This is a genomic window from Phytoactinopolyspora halotolerans (assembly GCF_010550675.1).
Lineage (GTDB): Bacteria > Actinomycetota > Actinomycetes > Jiangellales > Jiangellaceae > Phytoactinopolyspora > Phytoactinopolyspora halotolerans.
In genome coordinates this window covers 1-19,258 of record NZ_JAAGOA010000014.1, presented here as the reverse complement: position 1 = coordinate 19,258, position 19,258 = coordinate 1, and the positions used below count along the sequence as shown (strand labels likewise).

The 19,258-nt window shown below is 68.7% G+C and carries 21 protein-coding genes; 7 read left to right on the top strand and 14 right to left on the bottom strand.

Features of this window, described 5'->3' with window-relative positions; all coding sequences use genetic code 11:
- The first annotated feature begins 156 nt into the window (after positions 1 to 156).
- On the top strand, positions 157 to 1,140 hold the full coding sequence (locus G1H10_RS19060; protein WP_163740706.1) for a GlxA family transcriptional regulator: 984 nt from the start codon (positions 157 to 159) through the stop codon (positions 1,138 to 1,140).
- On the opposite strand, the gene G1H10_RS19055 is transcribed toward G1H10_RS19060, so the two are convergent.
- Genes G1H10_RS19055 through G1H10_RS19045 form a run of 3 tightly spaced genes read right to left on the bottom strand, consistent with a single transcriptional unit; the run spans position 1,128 to position 3,357 of the window.
- Positions 1,128 to 1,820 carry a hypothetical protein gene (locus G1H10_RS19055; RefSeq protein ID WP_216853427.1) on the bottom strand — a complete coding sequence of 231 codons (693 nt, stop codon included), beginning with the start codon at positions 1,818 to 1,820 and terminating at the stop codon, positions 1,128 to 1,130. The genes G1H10_RS19060 and G1H10_RS19055 overlap by 13 nt on opposite strands.
- Before the next feature lie 36 nt (positions 1,821 to 1,856).
- Positions 1,857 to 2,909: a S8 family peptidase gene (locus tag G1H10_RS19050; protein WP_163740703.1), complete on the bottom strand. Its 1,053-nt coding sequence runs from the start codon at positions 2,907 to 2,909 to the stop codon at positions 1,857 to 1,859.
- Positions 2,910 to 2,961: 52 nt separating this feature from the next.
- Entirely contained in the window at positions 2,962 to 3,357 is a 396-nt protein-coding gene (locus G1H10_RS19045) for a PPOX class F420-dependent oxidoreductase (protein ID WP_163740701.1), read from the bottom strand.
- Positions 3,358 to 3,439: 82 nt separating this feature from the next.
- Between G1H10_RS19045 and G1H10_RS19040 the strand changes: the two genes are divergently transcribed.
- On the top strand, positions 3,440 to 4,231 hold the full coding sequence (locus G1H10_RS19040; protein WP_163740699.1) for a class I SAM-dependent methyltransferase: 792 nt from the start codon (positions 3,440 to 3,442) through the stop codon (positions 4,229 to 4,231).
- Here the strand turns inward: G1H10_RS19040 and G1H10_RS19035 are convergent.
- The 6 genes from G1H10_RS19035 to G1H10_RS19010 form a co-directional block, all read right to left on the bottom strand.
- Positions 4,141 to 5,130: a sulfite exporter TauE/SafE family protein gene (locus G1H10_RS19035; protein ID WP_174264504.1), complete on the bottom strand. Its 990-nt coding sequence runs from the start codon at positions 5,128 to 5,130 to the stop codon at positions 4,141 to 4,143. The genes G1H10_RS19040 and G1H10_RS19035 overlap by 91 nt on opposite strands.
- A 194-nt stretch (positions 5,131 to 5,324) precedes the next feature.
- Entirely contained in the window at positions 5,325 to 6,053 is a 729-nt protein-coding gene (locus G1H10_RS19030) for a hypothetical protein (protein WP_163740698.1), read from the bottom strand.
- 2 nt (positions 6,054 to 6,055) lie between these two features.
- Complete coding sequence (locus tag G1H10_RS19025) at positions 6,056 to 6,967, bottom strand: carbohydrate ABC transporter permease (RefSeq protein ID WP_163740696.1); 912 nt, start codon at positions 6,965 to 6,967, stop codon at positions 6,056 to 6,058.
- On the bottom strand, positions 6,964 to 7,911 hold the full coding sequence (locus G1H10_RS33120) for a carbohydrate ABC transporter permease (protein ID WP_376778640.1): 948 nt from the start codon (positions 7,909 to 7,911) through the stop codon (positions 6,964 to 6,966). The genes G1H10_RS19025 and G1H10_RS33120 overlap by 4 nt, the downstream gene beginning before the upstream one ends.
- A gap of 69 nt (positions 7,912 to 7,980) precedes the next feature.
- Positions 7,981 to 9,300, bottom strand: a complete 1,320-nt coding sequence (locus G1H10_RS19015) for an ABC transporter substrate-binding protein (protein ID WP_174264503.1) — start codon at positions 9,298 to 9,300, stop codon at positions 7,981 to 7,983.
- A 206-nt stretch (positions 9,301 to 9,506) separates the two neighbouring features.
- On the bottom strand, positions 9,507 to 10,487 hold the full coding sequence (locus G1H10_RS19010; protein WP_216853425.1) for a helix-turn-helix transcriptional regulator: 981 nt from the start codon (positions 10,485 to 10,487) through the stop codon (positions 9,507 to 9,509).
- A 93-nt stretch (positions 10,488 to 10,580) separates the two neighbouring features.
- Here G1H10_RS19010 and G1H10_RS19005 point away from each other — a divergent pair, with 93 nt between their 5' ends.
- Complete coding sequence (locus G1H10_RS19005; protein ID WP_163740692.1) at positions 10,581 to 11,723, top strand: epoxide hydrolase family protein; 1,143 nt, start codon at positions 10,581 to 10,583, stop codon at positions 11,721 to 11,723.
- An 82-nt stretch (positions 11,724 to 11,805) separates the two neighbouring features.
- On the opposite strand, the gene G1H10_RS19000 is transcribed toward G1H10_RS19005, so the two are convergent.
- Positions 11,806 to 12,936, bottom strand: coding sequence for a hypothetical protein (locus G1H10_RS19000; RefSeq protein ID WP_163740691.1), 1,131 nt, complete (start codon positions 12,934 to 12,936; stop codon positions 11,806 to 11,808).
- A 151-nt stretch (positions 12,937 to 13,087) separates the two neighbouring features.
- Between G1H10_RS19000 and G1H10_RS18995 the strand changes: the two genes are divergently transcribed.
- Together G1H10_RS18995 and G1H10_RS18990 are read left to right on the top strand one after the other, a co-directional pair.
- Positions 13,088 to 13,372 carry an Rdx family protein gene (locus G1H10_RS18995; protein ID WP_163740977.1) on the top strand — a complete coding sequence of 95 codons (285 nt, stop codon included), beginning with the start codon at positions 13,088 to 13,090 and terminating at the stop codon, positions 13,370 to 13,372.
- A 74-nt stretch (positions 13,373 to 13,446) separates the two neighbouring features.
- Positions 13,447 to 14,499 (top strand): hypothetical protein, encoded by a 1,053-nt coding sequence (locus G1H10_RS18990; protein ID WP_163740689.1) that lies wholly within the window; start codon positions 13,447 to 13,449, stop codon positions 14,497 to 14,499.
- 58 nt (positions 14,500 to 14,557) lie between these two features.
- Here G1H10_RS18990 and G1H10_RS18985 read toward each other — a convergent pair whose 3' ends face one another.
- The gene (locus G1H10_RS18985) at positions 14,558 to 15,961 is read right to left on the bottom strand and encodes an aldehyde dehydrogenase family protein (RefSeq protein ID WP_163740687.1); all 1,404 of its coding nucleotides are present in this window, start codon (positions 15,959 to 15,961) and stop codon (positions 14,558 to 14,560) included.
- 106 nt (positions 15,962 to 16,067) lie between these two features.
- Between G1H10_RS18985 and G1H10_RS18980 the strand changes: the two genes are divergently transcribed.
- Positions 16,068 to 17,069, top strand: coding sequence for a type 2 periplasmic-binding domain-containing protein (locus G1H10_RS18980; RefSeq protein ID WP_163740685.1), 1,002 nt, complete (start codon positions 16,068 to 16,070; stop codon positions 17,067 to 17,069).
- Complete coding sequence (locus G1H10_RS18975; protein WP_216853424.1) at positions 17,066 to 17,971, top strand: Gfo/Idh/MocA family protein; 906 nt, start codon at positions 17,066 to 17,068, stop codon at positions 17,969 to 17,971. Before G1H10_RS18980 ends, G1H10_RS18975 begins: the two co-directional genes overlap by 4 nt.
- Positions 17,972 to 18,004: 33 nt before the next feature.
- On the opposite strand, the gene G1H10_RS18970 is transcribed toward G1H10_RS18975, so the two are convergent.
- From G1H10_RS18970 to G1H10_RS18960, 3 genes are all read right to left on the bottom strand, one after another.
- On the bottom strand, positions 18,005 to 18,427 hold the full coding sequence (locus G1H10_RS18970) for a hypothetical protein (protein ID WP_163740683.1): 423 nt from the start codon (positions 18,425 to 18,427) through the stop codon (positions 18,005 to 18,007).
- Positions 18,424 to 18,594, bottom strand: a complete 171-nt coding sequence (locus G1H10_RS18965) for a hypothetical protein (protein WP_163740681.1) — start codon at positions 18,592 to 18,594, stop codon at positions 18,424 to 18,426. Before G1H10_RS18965 ends, G1H10_RS18970 begins: the two co-directional genes overlap by 4 nt.
- Before the next feature lie 87 nt (positions 18,595 to 18,681).
- Positions 18,682 to 19,258 (bottom strand): ClpB D2-like domain containing protein (locus G1H10_RS18960; RefSeq protein WP_163740679.1); only part of this gene is annotated, 577 nt, incomplete at its 5' end.

The window sequence follows — 19,258 nt, the reverse complement described above, 5'->3', positions numbered from 1 at the left end:
TGACACCGCGGTCGACGAGCCGGCCGGCGGCGACCATCAGAGCCAGGCCGGCGGCTGGGACCAGTACGGCGAGGATCGCGGACACATCGTCGATGCTCGCCGAGACGTGCGACGGCGGCGATCACCGGCGATGCCGCTCTTCGATAGATTCTGGCCATGTCCACGCTGGCGGTCTTGATCTGGGATCCGGTCCGCGGTTTCGACCTGTCGGTGGTCACCGAAGTGTTCGGGTCCGCATACCCGCTCGGCATCCCTGACGGCAGTGCGCCGCTTTACGACATCCGGCTCTGCGGCGGTTCGGACACGCGTCCCTCGCTGTGGTTGGGAGGCACCACCGCACTCACGGTCGGGACGACGCACACGTGGCACGACGCGGCGGACGCGGACACGGTGGCCGTCCTCAGCCCGACCACGCTCACGTCCTCGATTCCCGCAGAGATCGTGAGCGTGCTCCGTCGCGCACACGAACGCGGCGCCCGGATCATGTCGTTCTGCAACGGTGCCGCCGTCCTCGCCGAGGCAGGTCTGCTCGACGGCCGCCGCGCCGCGATCCACTGGACCCACACCGCGCAGTTCGCGGCCAGGTACCCGGCGGTGCGGGTCGACGCCGCGGTCCTCTACATCGACGATGGTGACATCGTCACCACAGCGGGCGGAGCCGCGGGCATCGACATGTGCTTGCATCTGGTCCAGCACGATCATGGCTCCGCGGTGGCCGCACAGACGGCCCAGCACGCCCTGCTGCCGTTCCACCGCTCAGGCGACCAGGCGCAGATCGTGGACCACGCGCCCGCGGAGCGCGGCGACCGCCTCGAGCCGCTGCTGCGCTGGCTGGAAGATCACCTCGACCGCGACCTGAGTCTCGCCACCATCGCCGACCAGTCCTCGACGAGCGTGCGGACGCTCAACCGCTGGTTCCGCGCTCGCACCGGTACCACGCCGATGCAATGGCTGATCCGGCGTCGGCTCCAGCGTGCACAGGAACTACTGGAGACGACCGACCTCACCGTCGACGAGATCGCGCGGCGCTCCGGGTTCGGATCGGCCGTTGCCCTGCGACAGCATTTCCGCCGCGTCCTGTCGACCACCCCCACCGCGCACCGTCGTGCGTTGTACACACCGCCTCGTCAGCGGTCCTGAGGTACCACCTGCACCGAGCCGGTGCGCTCGGAGATCACCGGCGTCAGCGTCCACACCGCGAGGGCGGCCAGCACGTGCCAGAAGGCGTGGCCTTGCAGCACGCTGTCTGGATCGCACAGCGGCCCGCCGCTCCGGGACAGCGTGCCGATCAGAGCCCCGACGGTCAGTAGCGCGAGCGCGGTCGCCATGGTCTGGCGCAGCAATGGGCGTCGATACCAGCGCACCACGCATGCACCGATGGCCAGCGCGGCGACCGCCCCCTGCGCCGCCGGTCGCGCTGCGTCCGCGATCTCGCTCACCGTCACGGCCACGATGGTCGGCAGGACCCACCACAGCGGGGACAGTCTGCGGCCGGCCACGTCCGAGGCGGCGTCCACCCCGACGAACGCGACGAGTGCCACCAGCGGAACGTCGTGGAGCAGCCCGGACCACGACGGTGCGGGACCATGGAAGACGACGGATCCCACACCGGTGGCGGCCACCAGTGCGCCGTAGACAACCCGGGTCGCGCCCCCTCTCCGATACCCGATCAGGATCGCGAGCCCGACCAGAACGAACGCGAGGCTGGTCAATGCGTTGACCGGCTGGCCCCAGAAGCCGTCGCCGAACACCTCGCAGTCGTTCACGGCGGGCCGGTCGGCAGCGGCGGAACTCCACGGCGTGGCGGCGACGGAGGGCATACATCGACAGTACGTGTGCACACGCCCGATCGGCCGTCAGCGCACGTGCTCGCGCTCGCCCGGTTCGAGGACGCCGGCCGCCGCCAAGGCGGCCGGCACATCGAGGCGGCCGTCGGCTCCGAGCCAGTTCGGCAGCGACCGCCGGATCTCCGCCGGGTTCAGGTCGGGGCGTTCCGCGAGGATGACCGCGATCAATCCGCTGACCAGCGGCGCAGCAAAGGACGTCCCTTCTCCGATGGAGTGTTCGCCACCGACGTCGGCCAGCAACAGCCGCACGCCCGGCGCCAAGACGTCGACGTCCGCGCGGCGCGGCGTGCACTGCCACACCTCCCCGCCGGGCTCATAGGCGCCGACCGAGATCACCGTGTCCAGAACCGCCGGCCACTGGTCGGCATCGGTCTTTCCGGTACAGCCGTCGCCGCCGCCGTTGTTTCCGGCCGCGGCGACCACCACCACACCGTTCCGCTCGGCATAGTCCGTCGCCTCTCGGACGTCGCCCGGGCAGCTGCTGAAGACCAGGATCGAGCTGCATCCCAGCACCTGCGAGACGTTGACGACGTCCACGCCCGCGTCGACCGCCCACATGATCCCGCGGATCATGTCGTCCTCGCGGCCATCGCCGATGTTGATCGGGTAGACGGTCGCCCCGGGTGCGATCCCGGGTACCGCACCGGACGGTTGTCCGACCATCAGCGATGCCACGCCCGTCGCATGCGCCGCCGGGTCCGAGACGCCGTTCTGCGCGGACACGGCCGTCGGCTGCTCGTCCACGGCCAGGTTCCAATAGTCGACGTGGTGGCCGTTCCGCACCGCCCCGGCCAGGGACGGGTGATCGGCATCCACGCCGCCCCTCTCGATGGTGGCGATCTCCACCCCGTCGCCGGGCGGGTCACCCGGCAACAGATCGAAGCGCATCGCTTCGGCCTGCCACGTGCCGCCGGCCACGCCGACGTCCGTCAGCGACGCGTCCGTCACCGCCCCGACCGGCATGGTGGACAGCTCCGGCGCCACGGCCGCCACGAGCGTCACGACGGCAGCGACCGCGCATGCCGGCCACCCGCGACGGAGCTGAGCCCCGGAACGTCGCACCGTTCTCCCCTTCAGCGAAGCAGATCAGCACCACAGTAGCGGCGTAGCCGTATCAGGTCACGTTCCAGGAGTGATAACTCTCGATTTCCAGCCATGCGCTGACCCGGGGCCGTTCGCGGTTCGGATACCGGTCATTGCCGTAGTGCTGCGCCAGCCGGTCGATGTCCACCAGGTCAGGATCGTCCTGCAGCGTCACCGTGCCCTGCACGCTGACGTGCCGGTACCACGAGTCGCCGTCCAGCACAGTGAGCGAGACCTTCGGGTTGGCTTTGATGTGTTCCAGCCGCTTGCGGCCGGCGTCCAGGTTGAGCAGGATCCGCCCGTCATCCCACAGGTACCAGGTGGCCACCGTCACGGGCGTACCGTCCGGGCGGACGGTACCCATGACCGCGGGGTTCGGCTTCTTCAGAATCTCGATCAGATGGTCCGGGACCGGAGGCTGTGCCACGGAACGCTCCTTAGCTGGTGTACTCACGACGCGTTGACGCTCCCATCATTCCGTGGTGGGCGGAAACGCTAGGCTCTGGGTCATGTCCGCCGCGAATCGTGCCCAGTCCTTCGGACAGATCGCCGACGATTACGACCGCATCCGTCCCACGTATCCGCCGGAAGCCGTCACCTGGGCACTCGGCCCGTCGCCTCGACGCGTGCTCGACCTCGGCGCGGGAACCGGGATTCTCAGCCGGATCGTCGATGCGCTCGGCCATGACGTGGTGGCGGTCGAACCGGACGCGCAGATGCACGCCCGCCTGGTGTCCGCCACCCCCGGCGTGGAGGCTGTGAACGGCTCGGCGGAGAGCATCCCGTTGCCGGACGGTTCCGTCGACGCCGTGGTCGCGGGCCAGGCCTACCACTGGTTCCGCACCGACGCGGCACACGCGGAGATCGCCCGGGTGCTCCGTCCCGGTGGCGTCTTCGCGCCGATGTGGAACCTCCGCGATGAGAGTGTTCCATGGGTCACGGCCCTCACCGCGGCCGCGGACCTCAGCCATGATGGGTCCAGCCACGTACTGGAACTGGTGGACTCGTTCGGTCCGCTCTTCGACGTGCCGGAGCAAGCCGCGTTCTCCCACTCGGTGCGGATGACTCCGGAGGGTCTGGTCGGTCTGATCCGCTCCCGCTCCTATTACCTCGTCTCCCCGCCGGATGAGCAGGACCGGCTTGACGCCGCGGTACGCGGTTTCTGCGCCGAGCATCCGGATCTCGCCGGGAAACCGGAGTTCGAGCTCCCTTACCTCACGTACGTGTTCCGGGCGGGACGTGCGGCCTCCGGCTCGTCGTCCCGCGACTCGCCGCGCTCGGGAACGGGCGACAGTCCGTGATACTTGCGTAGCAGCATCCACACCACGGACACGCCCACCACGGAGCCGAGCATCGCCCACAGCACGGCGACGTTCGGCAGGCCGAACATGTTCAGCGCGGACGCTAGCAGCACGAACGCCAATACCCTCCGGACCAGGCCGCCCGGCGCCCGGGACGAGACCAGAGACCCCAGGTACACCCCGGGGATCGACCCGGCGAGCAGCGCCGTGGTGATCTCCAACTGAAAGTCGCCGAACAGAATGTGCCCGAGCGCGGCCGCCATGACCAACGGGACCGCCTGCACCAAGTCGGTTCCGACGAGGTGGTTCGCGCGCAGCATCGGGTAGAGCGCCAGCAGCGCGACGATCATCAACGAGCCCGAGCCGACGGATGACATCCCCACCACCAGGCCGCCGATGACGCCCACGATGACCGTGGGGACGGGACGGGCCTGCACGTCCGGTGCCCGCACAGCTGCCGGCTCTCCCGGCGCCGCGGTTCTCCGGTCGGCCACCCGGTGCTGGGCCCGGTCCACGAGTGCCAGGTATCCGCGGACGGCGAGCCCTCCGGCGGCGATCAGCAGTGCGACGCCCAGCGCGGTCTTGATGACCGACTCCACTTCTTCGCCGTGCCCCAGCGCTCGAGCAATCAGCACGCCGGAGAACGCGCTGGGGATCGACCCCACACACAGCCAACGGACCAGACTGAGGTTCACCGTCCCGCGACGCAGATGCACCACGCTACCGACGGGTTTCATGACGGCGGCTGCCACCAGATCGCTGGAGACCGCGGTCAGCGGGGGCACGCCGAAGAAGGTGACCAGCATCGGCGTCATCAGGGCGCCGCCGCCCATACCGGTCATACCGACGACGATCGCCACCAGGAACGCGCCGACGGCCATGGGCAGGTCGAAGTCCATCCCGACACCATAACCTACTTAATTGGCATGATTCATAGGGTTGCTCGGAATGTGGATACTCGATCACGACGCTTCTGGTTCCGGCGTCTCCTCGCACCCGGCGCGGCAGGCGGGCTCGACCGGTAGGTATGTCCGGTGGGTGTGGTGGGCTCGACGATGTGCCGATCTGGTTTCGGGAACGCTGGTCAGGATGGTCACACCCACCCAGATGACGTGTCGGATGCCGGGTCCCTACGGGTTGTCCGCCGATGGACGGACGCCCGTCGAACGCGGCCGGCGTCGCGTCGCAGAGCACGACGTTCGCCCAATACCTGCGCGGCGAAGACCAGGCAACCCAGAGCAGGCACGATCAGCGGCGGCAGCTGCCATGCGGCCAGCACTGTGAGGCCAAGAGCCGCGACCAGCAATGCCGCACCGGACACGTCGGCCCGCAGCGATGACGGAACGGCTCGTATCGCCGCGGTCCAACCGGTCTCCGGTCGCCACAACGCCGACGCCTGCACCACGACGACGCCGGTCGCGACGAGCCCGGCCGTCCCTACCGCCAGCACCAACGGGCCACCCGGCAGCGCCCCGGACGCCCCGATCACCAGATCCAGCCCGAACACCGCCACCGCGACGACGGCGCAGCAGCCCACCAAGACACCCCCGCGCAACCCCGCGCGCAGGTCGGCGAAGAACAGCCGCAGCGATGCGTCCTCCGCCCGGATGAACCGGCCGAGGTGACGGCCGCCCGCGGCCAGCGCCGCCGGCAGGGTCACGATCGGCAACCCCACGGCCGTGACGAGCACACCCACCCAGAGCGCTTCGGCCAGGAGTGCGAAGGTGTCGGCCGCGCCCGGCCAGCGCAGCGCCGAGCCGTCGGCGGTGGCCGCCCGGCGATCCCGGGCGGTCGGCCGACGAGCGTATGAACGAGACAGCACGGTCAACCCTTCAGCCCTTGCGTCGCCACGCCTTCCACCAGGAACCGCTGGAAGATCATGAAGAACAGCAGCACCGGCAGCAGCGCCAGCACCGACACCGCGATGGTGGCCCCGTAGTCCGACACGCTGGTCTGATCGTTGAAGATGCGCAGGGCCAGCGGCAGCGGGTACTTCTCAGGCGAGTTCAGGTAGAGCAGCGGCCCCAGGAAGTCGTTCCAGCTCCAGATGAACGCGAAGATCGACGACGTGATCAGGGCCGGCTTGATGAGCGGCAGCGTGATCATGACGTAGATGCGCGGGTGACCGCAGCCGTCGATACGGGCCGCCTCGTCGAGATCTCGGGGCAGGTTCCGGATGAACTGCACCATCAGGAAGACGAAGAACGCCTCTGTGGCCAGGAACTTGCCGGCCAGCAGCGGCACGAACGTGTCGACCAGGCCCAGGTTCCGGTAGATCATGTACTGCGGAATGATCAGCACGTGGAACGGCAGCAGCAGCGTGGCGATCATCACTGTGAAGAACAGCCCACGTCCACGGAACGCGATCCGCGCGAACGCGTACGCCGCCATCGACGCCGAGATGACGATGCCGATCACCGACCCGACGGCCAGGATCAACGAGTTCAGGAAGAACCGCGACAGCGGAATGCCGGCGACGCCTTCCAGCACCTTGACGTAGTTGTCGATGGTCGCGTCGTCGGGCAGCAGCCCGGAGTTGGAACCGAACTCGTGATTGGGCTTGAATGACGCGAAGCCCATCCAGACCAACGGGTAGAGCACCACCGCCGTGAAGACGACCAGGCATACGATCCAGACGGCCGTCGTGACGTGCTTGCGGCGCGGCCGCCGGGGCGCACGGGGCGGCGTGTCGGCGGCGGGCCGGGTGTCAGTGGCTGTGGCCGCGAGATCGCTCATCGTGAGTCACCTCCGTAGTGCACCCAGCCCTTGGACGTGCGGAACATGATGAAGGCCAGCACCCCGACCGCCATCAGCAGCACCCACGCCATCGCAGCCGCGTAGCCCATCTGGTTGTTCGCGAACGCCCGGGTGTACAGATACACCGTGTAGAAGTTCGTGGCACCCGCTGGACCCCCGGTGCCGGAGCCGATGATGTACGCGGACGCGAAGATCTGGAAAGCGTGGATCATCTCCAGCAGCAGATTGAAGAAGACCACCGGCGAGAGCATCGGCAACGTCACGCTGCGGAACTTCCGCCACGGGCCGGCACCGTCCACGGCCGCCGCCTCATAGAGCTCGCCCGGAACCTGTTTCAAGCCGGCCAGAAAGATCACCATCGGCGCCCCGAACTGCCAGACGGCCAACAGGATCATCATCGGCATCACCAGCGTCGGATCACCCACCCATCCGCCGGCGTCGATGCCGATCGAACTCAGCGTCCCGTCCACCGGGCCGTCGGTGGAGAACATGGCCCGCCACACGATCGCGATGCTGACACTGGCTCCGATCAACGACGGCGCATAGAACGCCGAACGGAAGAACCCGGTGCCCTTGCTGCGATAGTTCAACAGCATCGCCACAGCCAGCGCCGCGGCCAGCTTGACCGGCGTACCGACCACCACGTAGATGAGCGTGATGCGGACGGAGTCCCAGAACTTCTGGTCGTCCATCATGCGCTCGAAGTTGCCGAGGCCGATCCACTGCGGGCTGGTGAAGATGTCGTAGTCGGTGAACGCCAGATACAGCGAGATCAGCATCGGCCCCAGCGTGAGGCCGAGGAAGCCGAGCATCCACGGCGAGAGGAACACGTACCCGGCGATCGTCTCGGAGCGCCGCCGCCGGGACCGCGCAACTGGCTCGCCGCCGGGCCCGCGGACGGCGTCCACGGGCCGGGCGTCGATAGTGGAGCGTGTGGTGTTCACAGGTTCACGCCCGTCTCTGTACTCACGGATTGATCCGTCACGTCAACCTCAGCCGAGAACGACGGACGCCTCATCGAAGAAGTCCCGTACCGCGTCGTCCACCGAGATGGCACCGAGGCCGATGGCCTTGCCGAGATCCCAGAAGGTCTGCTCCAGCGAGCCGTAGCCGTCGACCGGGACCGGAGGAGCGTCGCCGATGCGGTCGGCGACCGAATCGAGGTAGTCGGCGACCTGGGCGTCCGGCCCTTCCAGGGTGGCGCCCGCGAGCTTGGTGGACGAGGCGGGGAAGCCGAGCGTCGTCCCGAAGATCTCGCCGGCCTGTTCACTGTTGACCACGAAGTCGAGGAACAGCGCCGCCGCCTCCGGGTGCTCGGTCGACTTCGAGATCGCCATCTGCAGTCCCGCCTGCCGGTACAGGTCCTTGGCGTCGGGGTTCTCGGTCGGCGGTGCGGCGATCGTGATGCTGCTCGCCCCCGAGTCGGCGAGATAGCCGCCGATGAAGTTGCTCCAGCTCATCTCGCTCGCGGTCAGGTTGCCGCCGAAGCCGGAGATCGGCATGATCTCCTCCAGCTGGCTCTGCGGCACCGTGACGCCGTCGCGGACGTCGGCCGTCGAGTTCCAGTAGTCTCGCAGCTCATCCTCGGTGAATCCGAGCTGGCCGTCCTCGGTGTAGAGGTTCTTGCCCTGCTGGCGCAGGATGATCTCAAGACCCTGGATACGCTGCGTATAGTCGCTGCCACCGTACACACTGCCGTCGCCGGCGTCGGTCACGTCGGCCATCCAGTCGACGTACGTGGCGTGGTCCGTGCCGCCTTCATACGGCTCGACGCCGAGCTCGGTCAGCAGATCGTCGTTCTGGAACACCGCCCACGCGCTGTAACCGGTCGGCAACGAGTACTGGGTCCCCTCCAACTGCCCGGTCTGCAGCAGCCCGTCGTCGAAGGCGCTGAAGTCGATGTGCTCGTCGTACGGCCCGAGGTCCAGCAGCAGATCGCTCTCGCCGTACTGCCGCAGGTAAGAATCCGAGAACTGCCACACGTCCGGCAGGCCCCCGCCTGCCGCCTCGGTCTGGCGCTTCTCCCAGTACGCGGGGAAGTCGGTGAACGTGCCGTTGATCGTGATGTTCGGGTACTCCTCGTTGAACGCCTCGATCAGCTGGTTGTAGCGCTCGGCCCGATCGTCATTGCCCCACCAGGTGAAGTTGAGGGTGACCTCCTCATTCGGGTCGAACCCCTGCGCGGCACTGTCGCCGCCGCCGGCGTCGCCGTCGTTGGAGTCGTCACTGCCACAGGCAGAGAGGACGAGCGCGGCTGTGGCGAGGACGCCGGCGCCCGCCATCGCAGAACGCCTGGTGAACGTTCGGACCATAGTTGGCCTCCAAGTAGGGAATGTCGCTCGGTGACGAGAGAAGCGCCTCGGAAAGCGCTCTCCGCAACGTATCTGAAACGACTCAAAAGCACACTACCTGGGGCCCATCGTTGCGAACTCGTGACGGTACGGTGACACCGCACGCGCCGGTCACGTTGGGCCGGGCCGCACGCGCCGGTCACGTTGGGCCGGGCCGCACGCGCCGGTCACACGGGCCGAGTGCCCGGCGAGCCGGCCGCTCGCAGGGCTCGGGCACCCAGCGCCCGGACCTGTTCGATCAGCTCCGGCGGCTCTTCCACGACGAAGTCGCACCCCAACGTCATCAGGCGAGCGGCCAGCCATGCCATGGAGTCGTCCCGCCGGCCGTCCAGCCGACAGCAGCGGTCGTCCACGGCCACCACCTGCCCTGGCACATCGCCCAGGCGGCCGGCCACGTCGTGAACGGGGGCATCGAACGTCACCCGCACGTGGACCGTCGGCGTTCCCCAGTCGGACCGTCTGCCCTGCACATACGCGGCGGCATCGGCTGCCGGCAGCTCGGGCGGGGCGGTCCGCACGCCGGTACGGTGAACATCCCGGATCCGGTCCACCCGGAAGGTACGCCACGCCGCACGGCCGAGGTCATGGCCCACCAGGTACCAGCGTCGGCCGCTCACCACGAGTCCTGCCGGCTCCACCAGCCGCTTCGTCACTGTGGAGTCGTTGGCCTGGTAGCTGAACCGCACCCGCTCAGCCGCCGTCACCGATGCCGCCAGCCCGGTCAGCGTCTCCGGGTCCACCTCCGGCCCGTCCCCGCTCAGCGGCGCGGTCGCCGCATTGATGATGCGTACCCGGTAACGCAGTCGGGCGGGAAGCACCTGCTCGAGTTTGGCCAGGGCCCGTACCGACGCCTCACCCAGGCCGTCCACCGCGAGGCCCGCCGCGGTACGGACGCCCACCGCCACGGCGACAGCCTCGTCGTCGTCGAGCAGCAGCGGCGGCATCGCGGCCCCAGCCACCAGCCGATACCCGCCGAGGGCACCCATGGCGGCCTCCACCGGATAGCCCAGCTCGCGCAGCCGGTCGATGTCCCGCCGGACCGTCCGTGTGCTCACTCCGAGCCGCGCCGCCAGCTCGCTGCCGGGCCACTCGCGGGGCGACTGGAGCAACGACAGCAGCCTGAGCAGGCGCGCGGGAGTATTCGTCACAGAACTCAGCATGCCAGTGATATAGGACATGACCTGACCTACTCGCCGTCTAGCGTGCACCATGTCCGTCCGCCCCACGTGAAGGCAGGCATCATGAGCACTGACATCCGCCCGTTCCGTATCGACATTCCGCAGACCGACCTGGACGATCTCCACTCGCGGCTCGCTCAGGCACGCTGGGTGGAACAGCTTCCCGGCGACGATTGGCGTCGTGGTGTTCCGACCGGCTATCTCAGAGACTGGGTTCAACACTGGCGCAGCGGCTACGACTGGCGTGCACACGAATCGGAACTCAACCGGTTCCCGCAGTACGTCACCACCATCGACGGGCACGACGTCCACTTCTTGCACGTACGCTCCCCGGAGCCGGACGCCTTACCGCTGCTGCTTACACACGGATGGCCGAACTCGTTCGTCGAGTTCACCAAGACGATCGGCCCGCTGACCGATCCGCGAGCATACGGCGTCACCTCGGGTCCGGCGTTCCACGTCGTCGTGCCGTCGGTTCCGGGATTCACCTTCTCTGCGAAGCCACGCGAGACCGGCTGGAGCGTCGAGCGCGTGGCGCGGATGTGGACCGAGTTGATGAGCCGGCTCGGCTACGACCGCTACGGGGCGCAGGGTGGTGATCTAGGCGCCTACATCGCTCCGGCCATGGCGACGGCCGCGCCCGAGCACGTCGTCGGCGTGCATATCGACGGTGGGATCGGCTTTCCCACCGAGGCGGACGTGCCTGGCATGTCCGACGACGAGCGAGCCGAGTACGCAATGATGCAGCAGTGGATGACCGGCGGCGTCGACCACCACACGCTGCTCCGGGCCGCCCCGCAGACCTTCGCCCACGCTTGGCAGGACTCCCCTGTCGCGCTTCTGAGCTGGATGCTGCAGAAGTTCAATGAGTTCACCCCGATGGCCGACGTGCCCGAAGACGTGATCGACAGGGATCACATCCTCACCAACGTCTGCCTGTACTGGTTCACCGGCACCGTGGGTTCGTCGTCCTGGCCGATGTACGAAGGGCTCGGGAAGGACGGCTTCGCCTGGCCCACCGGGCAGGATCTCGTGCCCACCGGCGTCTACGGCGGTGGGTCCGCGTTGATGCGACGGTTGGCGGAGCGGGATAACAGGGTCGTGCACTGGCCGGAGGGGAATCCGGGCAATCATTTCGTCGCGATGGAGGTGCCCGACGCCCACGCTGCCGACATCCGCGCATTCTTCGGCATGCTCGTCCCCTGAGCCCGGACATCGCGGACCGGAAGGTCGGGCGCGCGGCCGGTCGAACACCTCGAGCCGCCCATGTCGCGGCGGCGCCGCGCGCTCAGCGCAGCACGCCGGTCAGCCGGTCGTACCGCTGCACCTCCGCCCGGGCTTCGGCGGGATCGTGCAGCCCGTCCACACCGATGGTGAGCACGCCCAACCGGACCCGGTCCGTTGTCCTGACCCTGAGCCATGGGTCACCGCCGCGCAGCACCGTGACCTCCTCCAGGAGCGTGCCGTCCCGCCCGGCGGCGATGGCGTAGCCCGGTCCATCCGGCGGTTCGATGTCCAGCCCGCCGTCCTCGCGGATCGTGATGGTGACGACCAGGTTGCCCCGGCCGCCGTTCGCGTCACCGATGAAGTCGTAGATGCCGGCCGGCTCGCCGACGTAGTGTCTCAACCTGCCCAGGCCGGTCACGTCCATGCCGTTGTAGTAGTTGCGGCCTTCGGCATCGAACCAGAAGTGCGGGTTGTGCGTGGGCGAACCGAAGTCCGGCCCGGAGTTGTAGGAGATGTGCCAGTGCGGCGGGTTGTCCGGGTGCAACGTGTTGTTCGTCTCGAAGCCCATCAGCACGAACCGGTGCCCCTTGCCGGCGGCGGTCGTGACCAGTCCCGCGTCCCGCAGGATGGCATGGGTCGCGACCAGTTGGTGGATCACCGACCGCACCTGACCGGCCGGCCAGGCGACGGTGGTCCACGGGCCGGCGACACGGTCCGGGTCATTGTGTTCGATACGCCAGTACATGCCGGGCGAGATGTCCGGATAGCTCCAGACCTGGATGGTCGGCTGGTTCGCGTCGATCGTCGGCTGCGTCATCGGCAACGTGAATCGGAACCGGTCGCGCTCCGCCGGGTCACGACGGATCTCCAGCCGGTTCTCCTGGTGGATGACGGCTTCCACGGTGACGCCGGGCCAGCGGACGTCCACCTCGATTCCGGCCGCGCTTCTCGGCCCTTGGACGAACGTGTAGTACTCGGCCCGGCTGGCCACCGAATACCGGTCGCCGGGCACGATGCCGTAGCCCTCGGGCACGCTGATCTCCGGCCGGTCGGGTTCATCGGGCCGTGCCCGGACGATCCGGAATGCCGCGTACGCCTGCTCCTGTGCCAGTGCCAGGCCCGGTGCCGCCAGAGCCAGGCCGGCGGCGGACGCTCCGGCGAGCACGGCCCGTCGGGTCAAGGGTGCGGACATGTCGGCGGTCCTCTCCTACCAGGTTGGTGGTGAGGCGATCATCGCCCACGTAGCGTACTCGCCCCAAACATGGAGCTGAACAGCAAGAGAACGCTCGGGCACCCACGCGGCCGGACCTTGTGGATCGGCACCGCATACTGAGTGGGTGACGATGCGACAGCCGCGGTTGGAGATCGAATACTGCACCCAGTGCCGGTGGCTTCTGCGTGCGGCCTGGACGGCGCAGGAGATGCTGACGACGTTCCAGGCTGAGCTGGGTGAGGTGGCGCTGGTGCCGGGTACCGGCGGCGTGTTCGACGTGCGGCTCGACGACGAGACGATCTGGTCCCGCAAGGACCAGGGCGGCCACCCCGAACTGGTCGAGCTCAAACGGATGGTACGGGACCGGATCGCGCCCGGCCGCAGCCTCGGTCATTCGGATCGTGCCCGCCCCTGACCCGGCCGCCGCCTGCCGAACGACACGCTCGTTTTCCTCCCAACCGGTCACGCCGGGCCGTACGATGCGGCACAATGGCCGAACATCCCACCGCGATGGGAGGCTCGATGCTGGTCAGGCACGGCAAGGAGGCCGCGGCCACGTGGATACGCGAGACCGGTTCCCACCTGACCGGCTTCGCGGGGGCGTTCCATACCGGCTCCACGGCATGGGCACAGGACGACGACGTGTTGCCGCCGACCTCGGATGTGGACGTGATGGTGGTACATCACGGCCCAACCGCTCCGGCCAAGGGCGGCAAGTTCCGCTATGGCGGCACGCTGCTCGAGGTCTCGTTCATGCCGATGGACGCACTCGCGTCGGCGGAGTCCGTGTTACGCGACTACCACCTGGCCGGCTGTTTCCGGTCACCGACCGTGATCGCCGACCCGAGCGGTCACCTGACCCGCCTCCAGCATCAGGTGGCTGCCGCCTTCGCGCAGCGACGCTGGGTCAGCGCGCGCGGCAACCAGGCGATGAACCGGGTCCGCGCCTGGTTGGCGCGCATGCGCGAGTCCGATCCGCTGGCGGAGCAGGCCACGGCATGGCTGTTCGGCACCGGCGTCACCACTCACGTGCTGCTTGTGGCGGGTTTGCGCAATCCGACCGTGCGGCGCAGATACGCCGCGGTGCGCGAGCTGCTGGCCGAGCACGGGCAGCTCGACTACCACGAGCGTCTGCTCGACCTGCTCGGCTGCGCCAGGTTGACCCGCGCACAGGTCGAACATCAGCTGGAGCGGCTGGAGGCCGTCTTCGCCGTCGCCACACAGGTACAGGCGCCGTCGTACCCGTTCGACAGCGACATCACCGAGACGGCTCGACCGACGACCATCGAGGGCAGCAGAGAACTCATCGCCGACGGGCAGCACCGCGAAGCCGTCTTCTGGATCGTGGCCTCGTACTGCCGCTGCCTGTCGAAGCTGAGCGCCGCCGGGGTCGCGACGTCCTCCTACGAACCCGGACTCCGCGCGCTGCTGGCCGACCTCGGCGCGGCGACGTTCCATGAGCGTAGGCGCCGGGCCGACCGTACCGAGGCGGCGCTGCCGGAGCTATGGCGCCGCGCCGAGCAGCTCATGCCGACCTCGTGACCAGACGTCCTGGCCAGACGTCCTGACCAGACATCCTCACCACCCCTGACCGGCCTGCTCACCGCATCAGTCTGCGTGCGACGAAGTCGGCCAGCCGTCCGTAGGGCGGGTAGACCATCCGGACCGTGTCCGGCACCAGCGGCTTGGACAATATCGCGCGCTCATGGCTGAACGTGCGGATCGAGTCCTCGCCGTGATACCGGCCGGTGCCGCTCGCTCCCACGCCCCCGAACGGAAGCTCCGGTGCGGCGAGATGCGCCAGGGGCACGTTCACGCCGAGCGCTCCGGACGACGTCCGGTGCGCGAACGCCCGTAAGACGTCCCGGTCGTCGGAGAACACGTAGAGCGTCAGTGGCTTGGGCCCCGATCGGACCACTTCGATCGCCGCCCCGGCATCCGGGACCCGCACGATCGGCAGGATCGGCCCGAAGATCTCTTCGCTCATGAGCGCATCCGCCGTCGTCACGTCATCGACGACGGTCGGCTCCAGGTACCGGGACGCACGGTCGTGCCGGCCGCCGATCACCACCGACGCTCCGTCCAGCAGGCCGACCAGCCGATCGTGGTGGCCGTGGTTCAGGATCCGTCCATAGTCCGGGCTGATGGCGGCGTCGTCCCCGAAGAACCGCCTGATCGACCGCCCCAGCGCCGGTATCAGCGCATCGGCCACGTCCGGCGTGGCCAGGACGTAATCCGGGGCCACGCAGGTCTGTCCTGCGTTGACGAACTTGCCCCACGCGATGCGATCCGCCGCGGGCTGCAGCCGGACCGTGCGATCCACCCAGACCGGCGACTTGCCGCCCAGTTCCAGCGTGACCGGCGTCAGCCGCTTGGCCGCGGATTCCGCCACGATCCGCGCGGTCCGGGTGCTCCCGGTGAAGAAGATGTGGTCGAAGCGCTCCTCCAGCAGGTGCGACGCGGCCTCCGGGCCACCCTCGACGACCGCCACCGCACGCGGATCCATGAACCGCCGCACCAGTCCGGCCACCGCGGAACTGGTGGCCGGCGCCAGTTCGCTGGGCTTGAGCACGACCGCGTTGCCGCTCGCGACCGCACCTACCAGCGGCACGAGTGACAACTGCACCGGGTAGTTCCACGGGGAGATGATCAGCACGACTCCGAGCGGCTCCCGCACCACCCAGCCCCGGGCCGGCCACAGCACCGGCGGCAGCCGCCGGCGTCGCGGACGCATCCACCGGCGCAGGTGCCGGAGGGCATGGGTGGCTTCGGCCACCGCCACCCGGATCTCGGTGACCTGTGCTTCGGCGGCCGGTTTGCCGAGGTCTTCATACAGGGCCCGCTCCAGCAGTGTGGATCCCTCGGTCAGCATCCGTGCCACCGCCCGCAGCTGATCAGCGCGCCATGGCAACGGCCGGGTCACCCCGTCGTCGAAGGCATCGCGCAACCGGCTCACGGCACCCGCGCCGTCGTCGTCCCCGTCCCGCTCCTCCACGTCCGCCATACCCGCATCATGACACCGCGGAGGCCGCGTCCGGAGAACGGACGGGCCTGGTTACACTCCAGTGTCCGGACGATCCAGCCACCGGTACCGACTCACTGGAAGGCCCATGACCCCGATCACGTTGCGCTCCCTGTGCATCGCCGCAGTCGTCCTGGCCACGGCGGCCTGCTCGTCCGGCGACGAGACCGCCGACGACCAGGATGCGACCGCGCGCCCGAGCGGATCGGCGCAGCCGAAAGAGAGCCCGCCGGTCGAGGCCGAGGCACAGCAGACACCCTCGGCCGACGCCTCCACGGCGGCCGAAGAGCGACCGGACACCTACGGCACGCTGAGCCATCTACTCCCGGAGGACGTGGCCGGAGGGACGCTGATTCTGGCGATCCCGCCCGAGGAGATGCGCACCGACCACTATCTGCGCGAGGAGGACGGTGCCGTCACCGGACCGCTGCCGGATCTCGTGCGGGCGGCGGCCGACCGGCTCGGGTTGCCGACGCAGGAGCGCCCGTTCGAAAGCGGGGACGAGCTGCACGACTCCTACATCGACGGCGAGCCGGCCGTGTTCCTGGTCGCGGCCTCGCCGTGGGGATTCCCCGTGGACGACGCCGATGTGGTCACCTTCGCCGAGTATGACGAGAGATTTCTGCTCCGCGAAGGGCTGGAGATCGGTGACGACCCCACCGATCTGTGCGGACTGCGGGTCGGGCAGTACCAGCCGGAGCACGGGTCACCCGCTCTGGGCGCCTACTTCGCCGAGGTCTCCGCGGCATGTGACGCGGCCGGCGACCCGCTGGAGATCGTTCCATTCGAGTCGACCGACGACGACTTCCCCACCGACGCGGTCGCGGCCGGCGAGATCGACGCGGCGCCGGCCGGTGAGATCGTCGGAGCCATCCTCATCGACGAGACACCCGGCCTCACCCTGGGCGGTGACGTGACCGGGCAGGGCGCGACCGCATTCATCTCCGGAAAGCAGCACGGACTGGCCGAGCCGCTCGCCGAGGCCCTGGCCGCGCTGGCGGCCGACGGAACGTACGCGGAGATCATGGGCGGCTACGGCCTGCCCGATGTGGCACCGGACGGGCCCACCGTGAACGTGGTCGATCGTTGACCGCGCTCCGAGTCGGGTTGGTGGGCGCCGGCCCGTGGGCGTCGATGTTCCATGCGCCGGTCTGGTCCGGCGGGCCGGAGACCACGCTGTCCGGAGTATGGGCACGCCGTCCGGAGGCCGCGCGCGCCGTCGCCGAAGCACACGGAGCCCGTGCCGTCACCTCATTCGATGAGCTGCTGGAGAGCTCCGACGCGGTCGCCTTCTGCGTGCCCCCGGACGTCCAGTCCGGACTGGCGATCCGCGCCGCCGAGGCCGGCCGGCACCTGGTCCTGGAGAAGCCGATCGCCGATACCCTGCGCGACGCGCGGGCGCTGGCGGACACCTGCGATGCCGCCGGGATCGGTTCTCTGGTGATGTTCACCTCACGGTTCTCCGCCGAGACGAAGAGCTTTCTGGAACGGGCCGGCTCGATCGATGTGGCCGGGGCTCGCGCCGCGATGCTCACACCGGCGTTCCTGGACGGACCGTTCGCACAGTCGGCCTGGCGGCGCGAGCGCGGCGCGCTGCTGGACGTGGGGCCACACGTGTTCGACCTGCTCACCGCGGCGGTCGGCCCGATCGAGCGGGTGCACGCGCGGGGTACCTCGCGCGGTTGGCTCGGCATCCACGCCGACCACCATGGCGGAGCCGCATCCGATATCAGCATCAGCTGTTCCGTGGGCGTGCAGCGCGGACGTTTCGAGATCGAGCTGTTCGGGCCGGCCGGCGCCCAGCGGTACGACGTCGACGGCGGCGAGCCCGCACAGGTCCACGCGACGATCAGATCCGCGCTTGCGGCGGCGGCCGACGGTCGACCCCACACATGCGACGTGCATCGTGGACTCGACATCCAGCACCTCATCGACGCGGTGGAACGGTCGATGCACGAGGGGCGGGCGACGCTGGTGTCGCGCGCCGGATAAAACAGCCGGTCGGCGCCGCCCGAGCCGCTCAGCTCACTCTTCCTCCGGCTCTTCCTCGAGCCGGACAGCTGCCTCTTCGGCCGGCTTGCCTTCGTCCTCCGCCCCGGCGACTTGGGTGTCCGGCTCAGGACGGTCCACGTCCAGGTAATCCTCGGGTGTGGCTTCGGCCGATCGGGAATCCGGCTCGGGCCGTTCCGCGGCCCAGTGCTCCTCGACTCCACGCGGTGGGTTCTCCGGCCGCGCGCTCATCTCCCGCGCGGTGCGGACGGTCGGCATCTCGGCGGGCGCGACCGGCTCCTCTGGTTCCGGTACCTCACCTTTGCCCGTGGTCGAATCGTCCGCGACGTCCGGGACCCCTTCCGCTTCGAGATCGGCGCCCGGGTCACGGTGCCGCTCGTCGGCTGCGGGCATCTCCTCGCCCGACACCCGCGGCCGGTCCTCGCTCGGCTCGGTCAATGGTCCTCCTGGGCCTGCATGAGCTGGAGCCGGTCATCCAGAAGCCGATCGATGCTCTCCGTGGTCAGCAAGGCATCAACGGGGTCCGTGCAGTTGAGTCGCTGTTCGACGAGCGCGGCGATCGCGGTGTCGACCTCGTCTATCTTGGAACCGACAAGCAGGCTCATCGGTGCTCCCTCCCGGCTGACGAATGGCTACGCTGATATCGGTAGCCAGTGGCGGCCGGTTGAAACCCCCGGAGCCGAGTCAAGTCCCTACGCGGACTCCTCGCGCGCGCCGCCCATCCGCATCCGCCGGCCTCGCGGCACCAGGGTCGGATTGACGTTCTCCAGGACGGTATCCCTGTCGATGACGACGCGGCCGATGTCCTCCCGGCTCGGCACCTCGTACATGACGTTGAGCAAGACCTCTTCGAGCAGGGCGCGGGTGGCGCGCGCGCCGGTACGGCGGAGCAGCGCCTGATCAGCGATGGCGCCGAGCGCGTCGTCGGTGAACTCCAGCTCGACACCGTCCATGCGGAACAGCTCCTCGAACTGCTTGACCAGGGCGTTGCGAGGCTCGGAGATGATCCGGATCAACGCATCCCGATCCAACGGACTCACCGTCGTCAACACCGGCAACCGACCGATGAACTCCGGAATCAACCCATACTTCAACAAATCCTCAGGCATCACCTGAGAAAACACATCCGCCGCATCACGCTCGGACTTACCACCGATATCCGCCGCGAACCCCAACCCACGCGAACCGACCCGCTGCTGAATGATCTCATCCAACCCAGCAAACGCCCCACCCACAATGAACAACACATTCGTCGTATCGATCTGGATG

Coding starts and splice junctions, on each gene's coding strand:
- G1H10_RS19035 (WP_174264504.1), bottom strand. CDS start 5,130: ATGGACTTCGACCTGCCCATGGCCGTCGGCGCGTTCCTGGTGGCGATC.
- G1H10_RS18995 (WP_163740977.1), top strand. CDS start 13,088: ATGCGACAGCCGCGGTTGGAGATCGAATACTGCACCCAGTGCCGGTGG.
- G1H10_RS19000 (WP_163740691.1), bottom strand. CDS start 12,936: ATGTCCGCACCCTTGACCCGACGGGCCGTGCTCGCCGGAGCGTCCGCC.
- G1H10_RS19060 (WP_163740706.1), top strand. CDS start 157: ATGTCCACGCTGGCGGTCTTGATCTGGGATCCGGTCCGCGGTTTCGAC.
- G1H10_RS19015 (WP_174264503.1), bottom strand. CDS start 9,300: ATGGTCCGAACGTTCACCAGGCGTTCTGCGATGGCGGGCGCCGGCGTC.
- G1H10_RS19040 (WP_163740699.1), top strand. CDS start 3,440: ATGTCCGCCGCGAATCGTGCCCAGTCCTTCGGACAGATCGCCGACGAT.
- G1H10_RS18965 (WP_163740681.1), bottom strand. CDS start 18,594: ATGAGCCTGCTTGTCGGTTCCAAGATAGACGAGGTCGACACCGCGATC.
- G1H10_RS19055 (WP_216853427.1), bottom strand. CDS start 1,820: ATGCCCTCCGTCGCCGCCACGCCGTGGAGTTCCGCCGCTGCCGACCGG.
- G1H10_RS18990 (WP_163740689.1), top strand. CDS start 13,447: ATGGCCGAACATCCCACCGCGATGGGAGGCTCGATGCTGGTCAGGCAC.
- G1H10_RS18985 (WP_163740687.1), bottom strand. CDS start 15,961: ATGGCGGACGTGGAGGAGCGGGACGGGGACGACGACGGCGCGGGTGCC.
- G1H10_RS19025 (WP_163740696.1), bottom strand. CDS start 6,967: ATGAGCGATCTCGCGGCCACAGCCACTGACACCCGGCCCGCCGCCGAC.
- G1H10_RS19005 (WP_163740692.1), top strand. CDS start 10,581: ATGAGCACTGACATCCGCCCGTTCCGTATCGACATTCCGCAGACCGAC.
- G1H10_RS18980 (WP_163740685.1), top strand. CDS start 16,068: ATGACCCCGATCACGTTGCGCTCCCTGTGCATCGCCGCAGTCGTCCTG.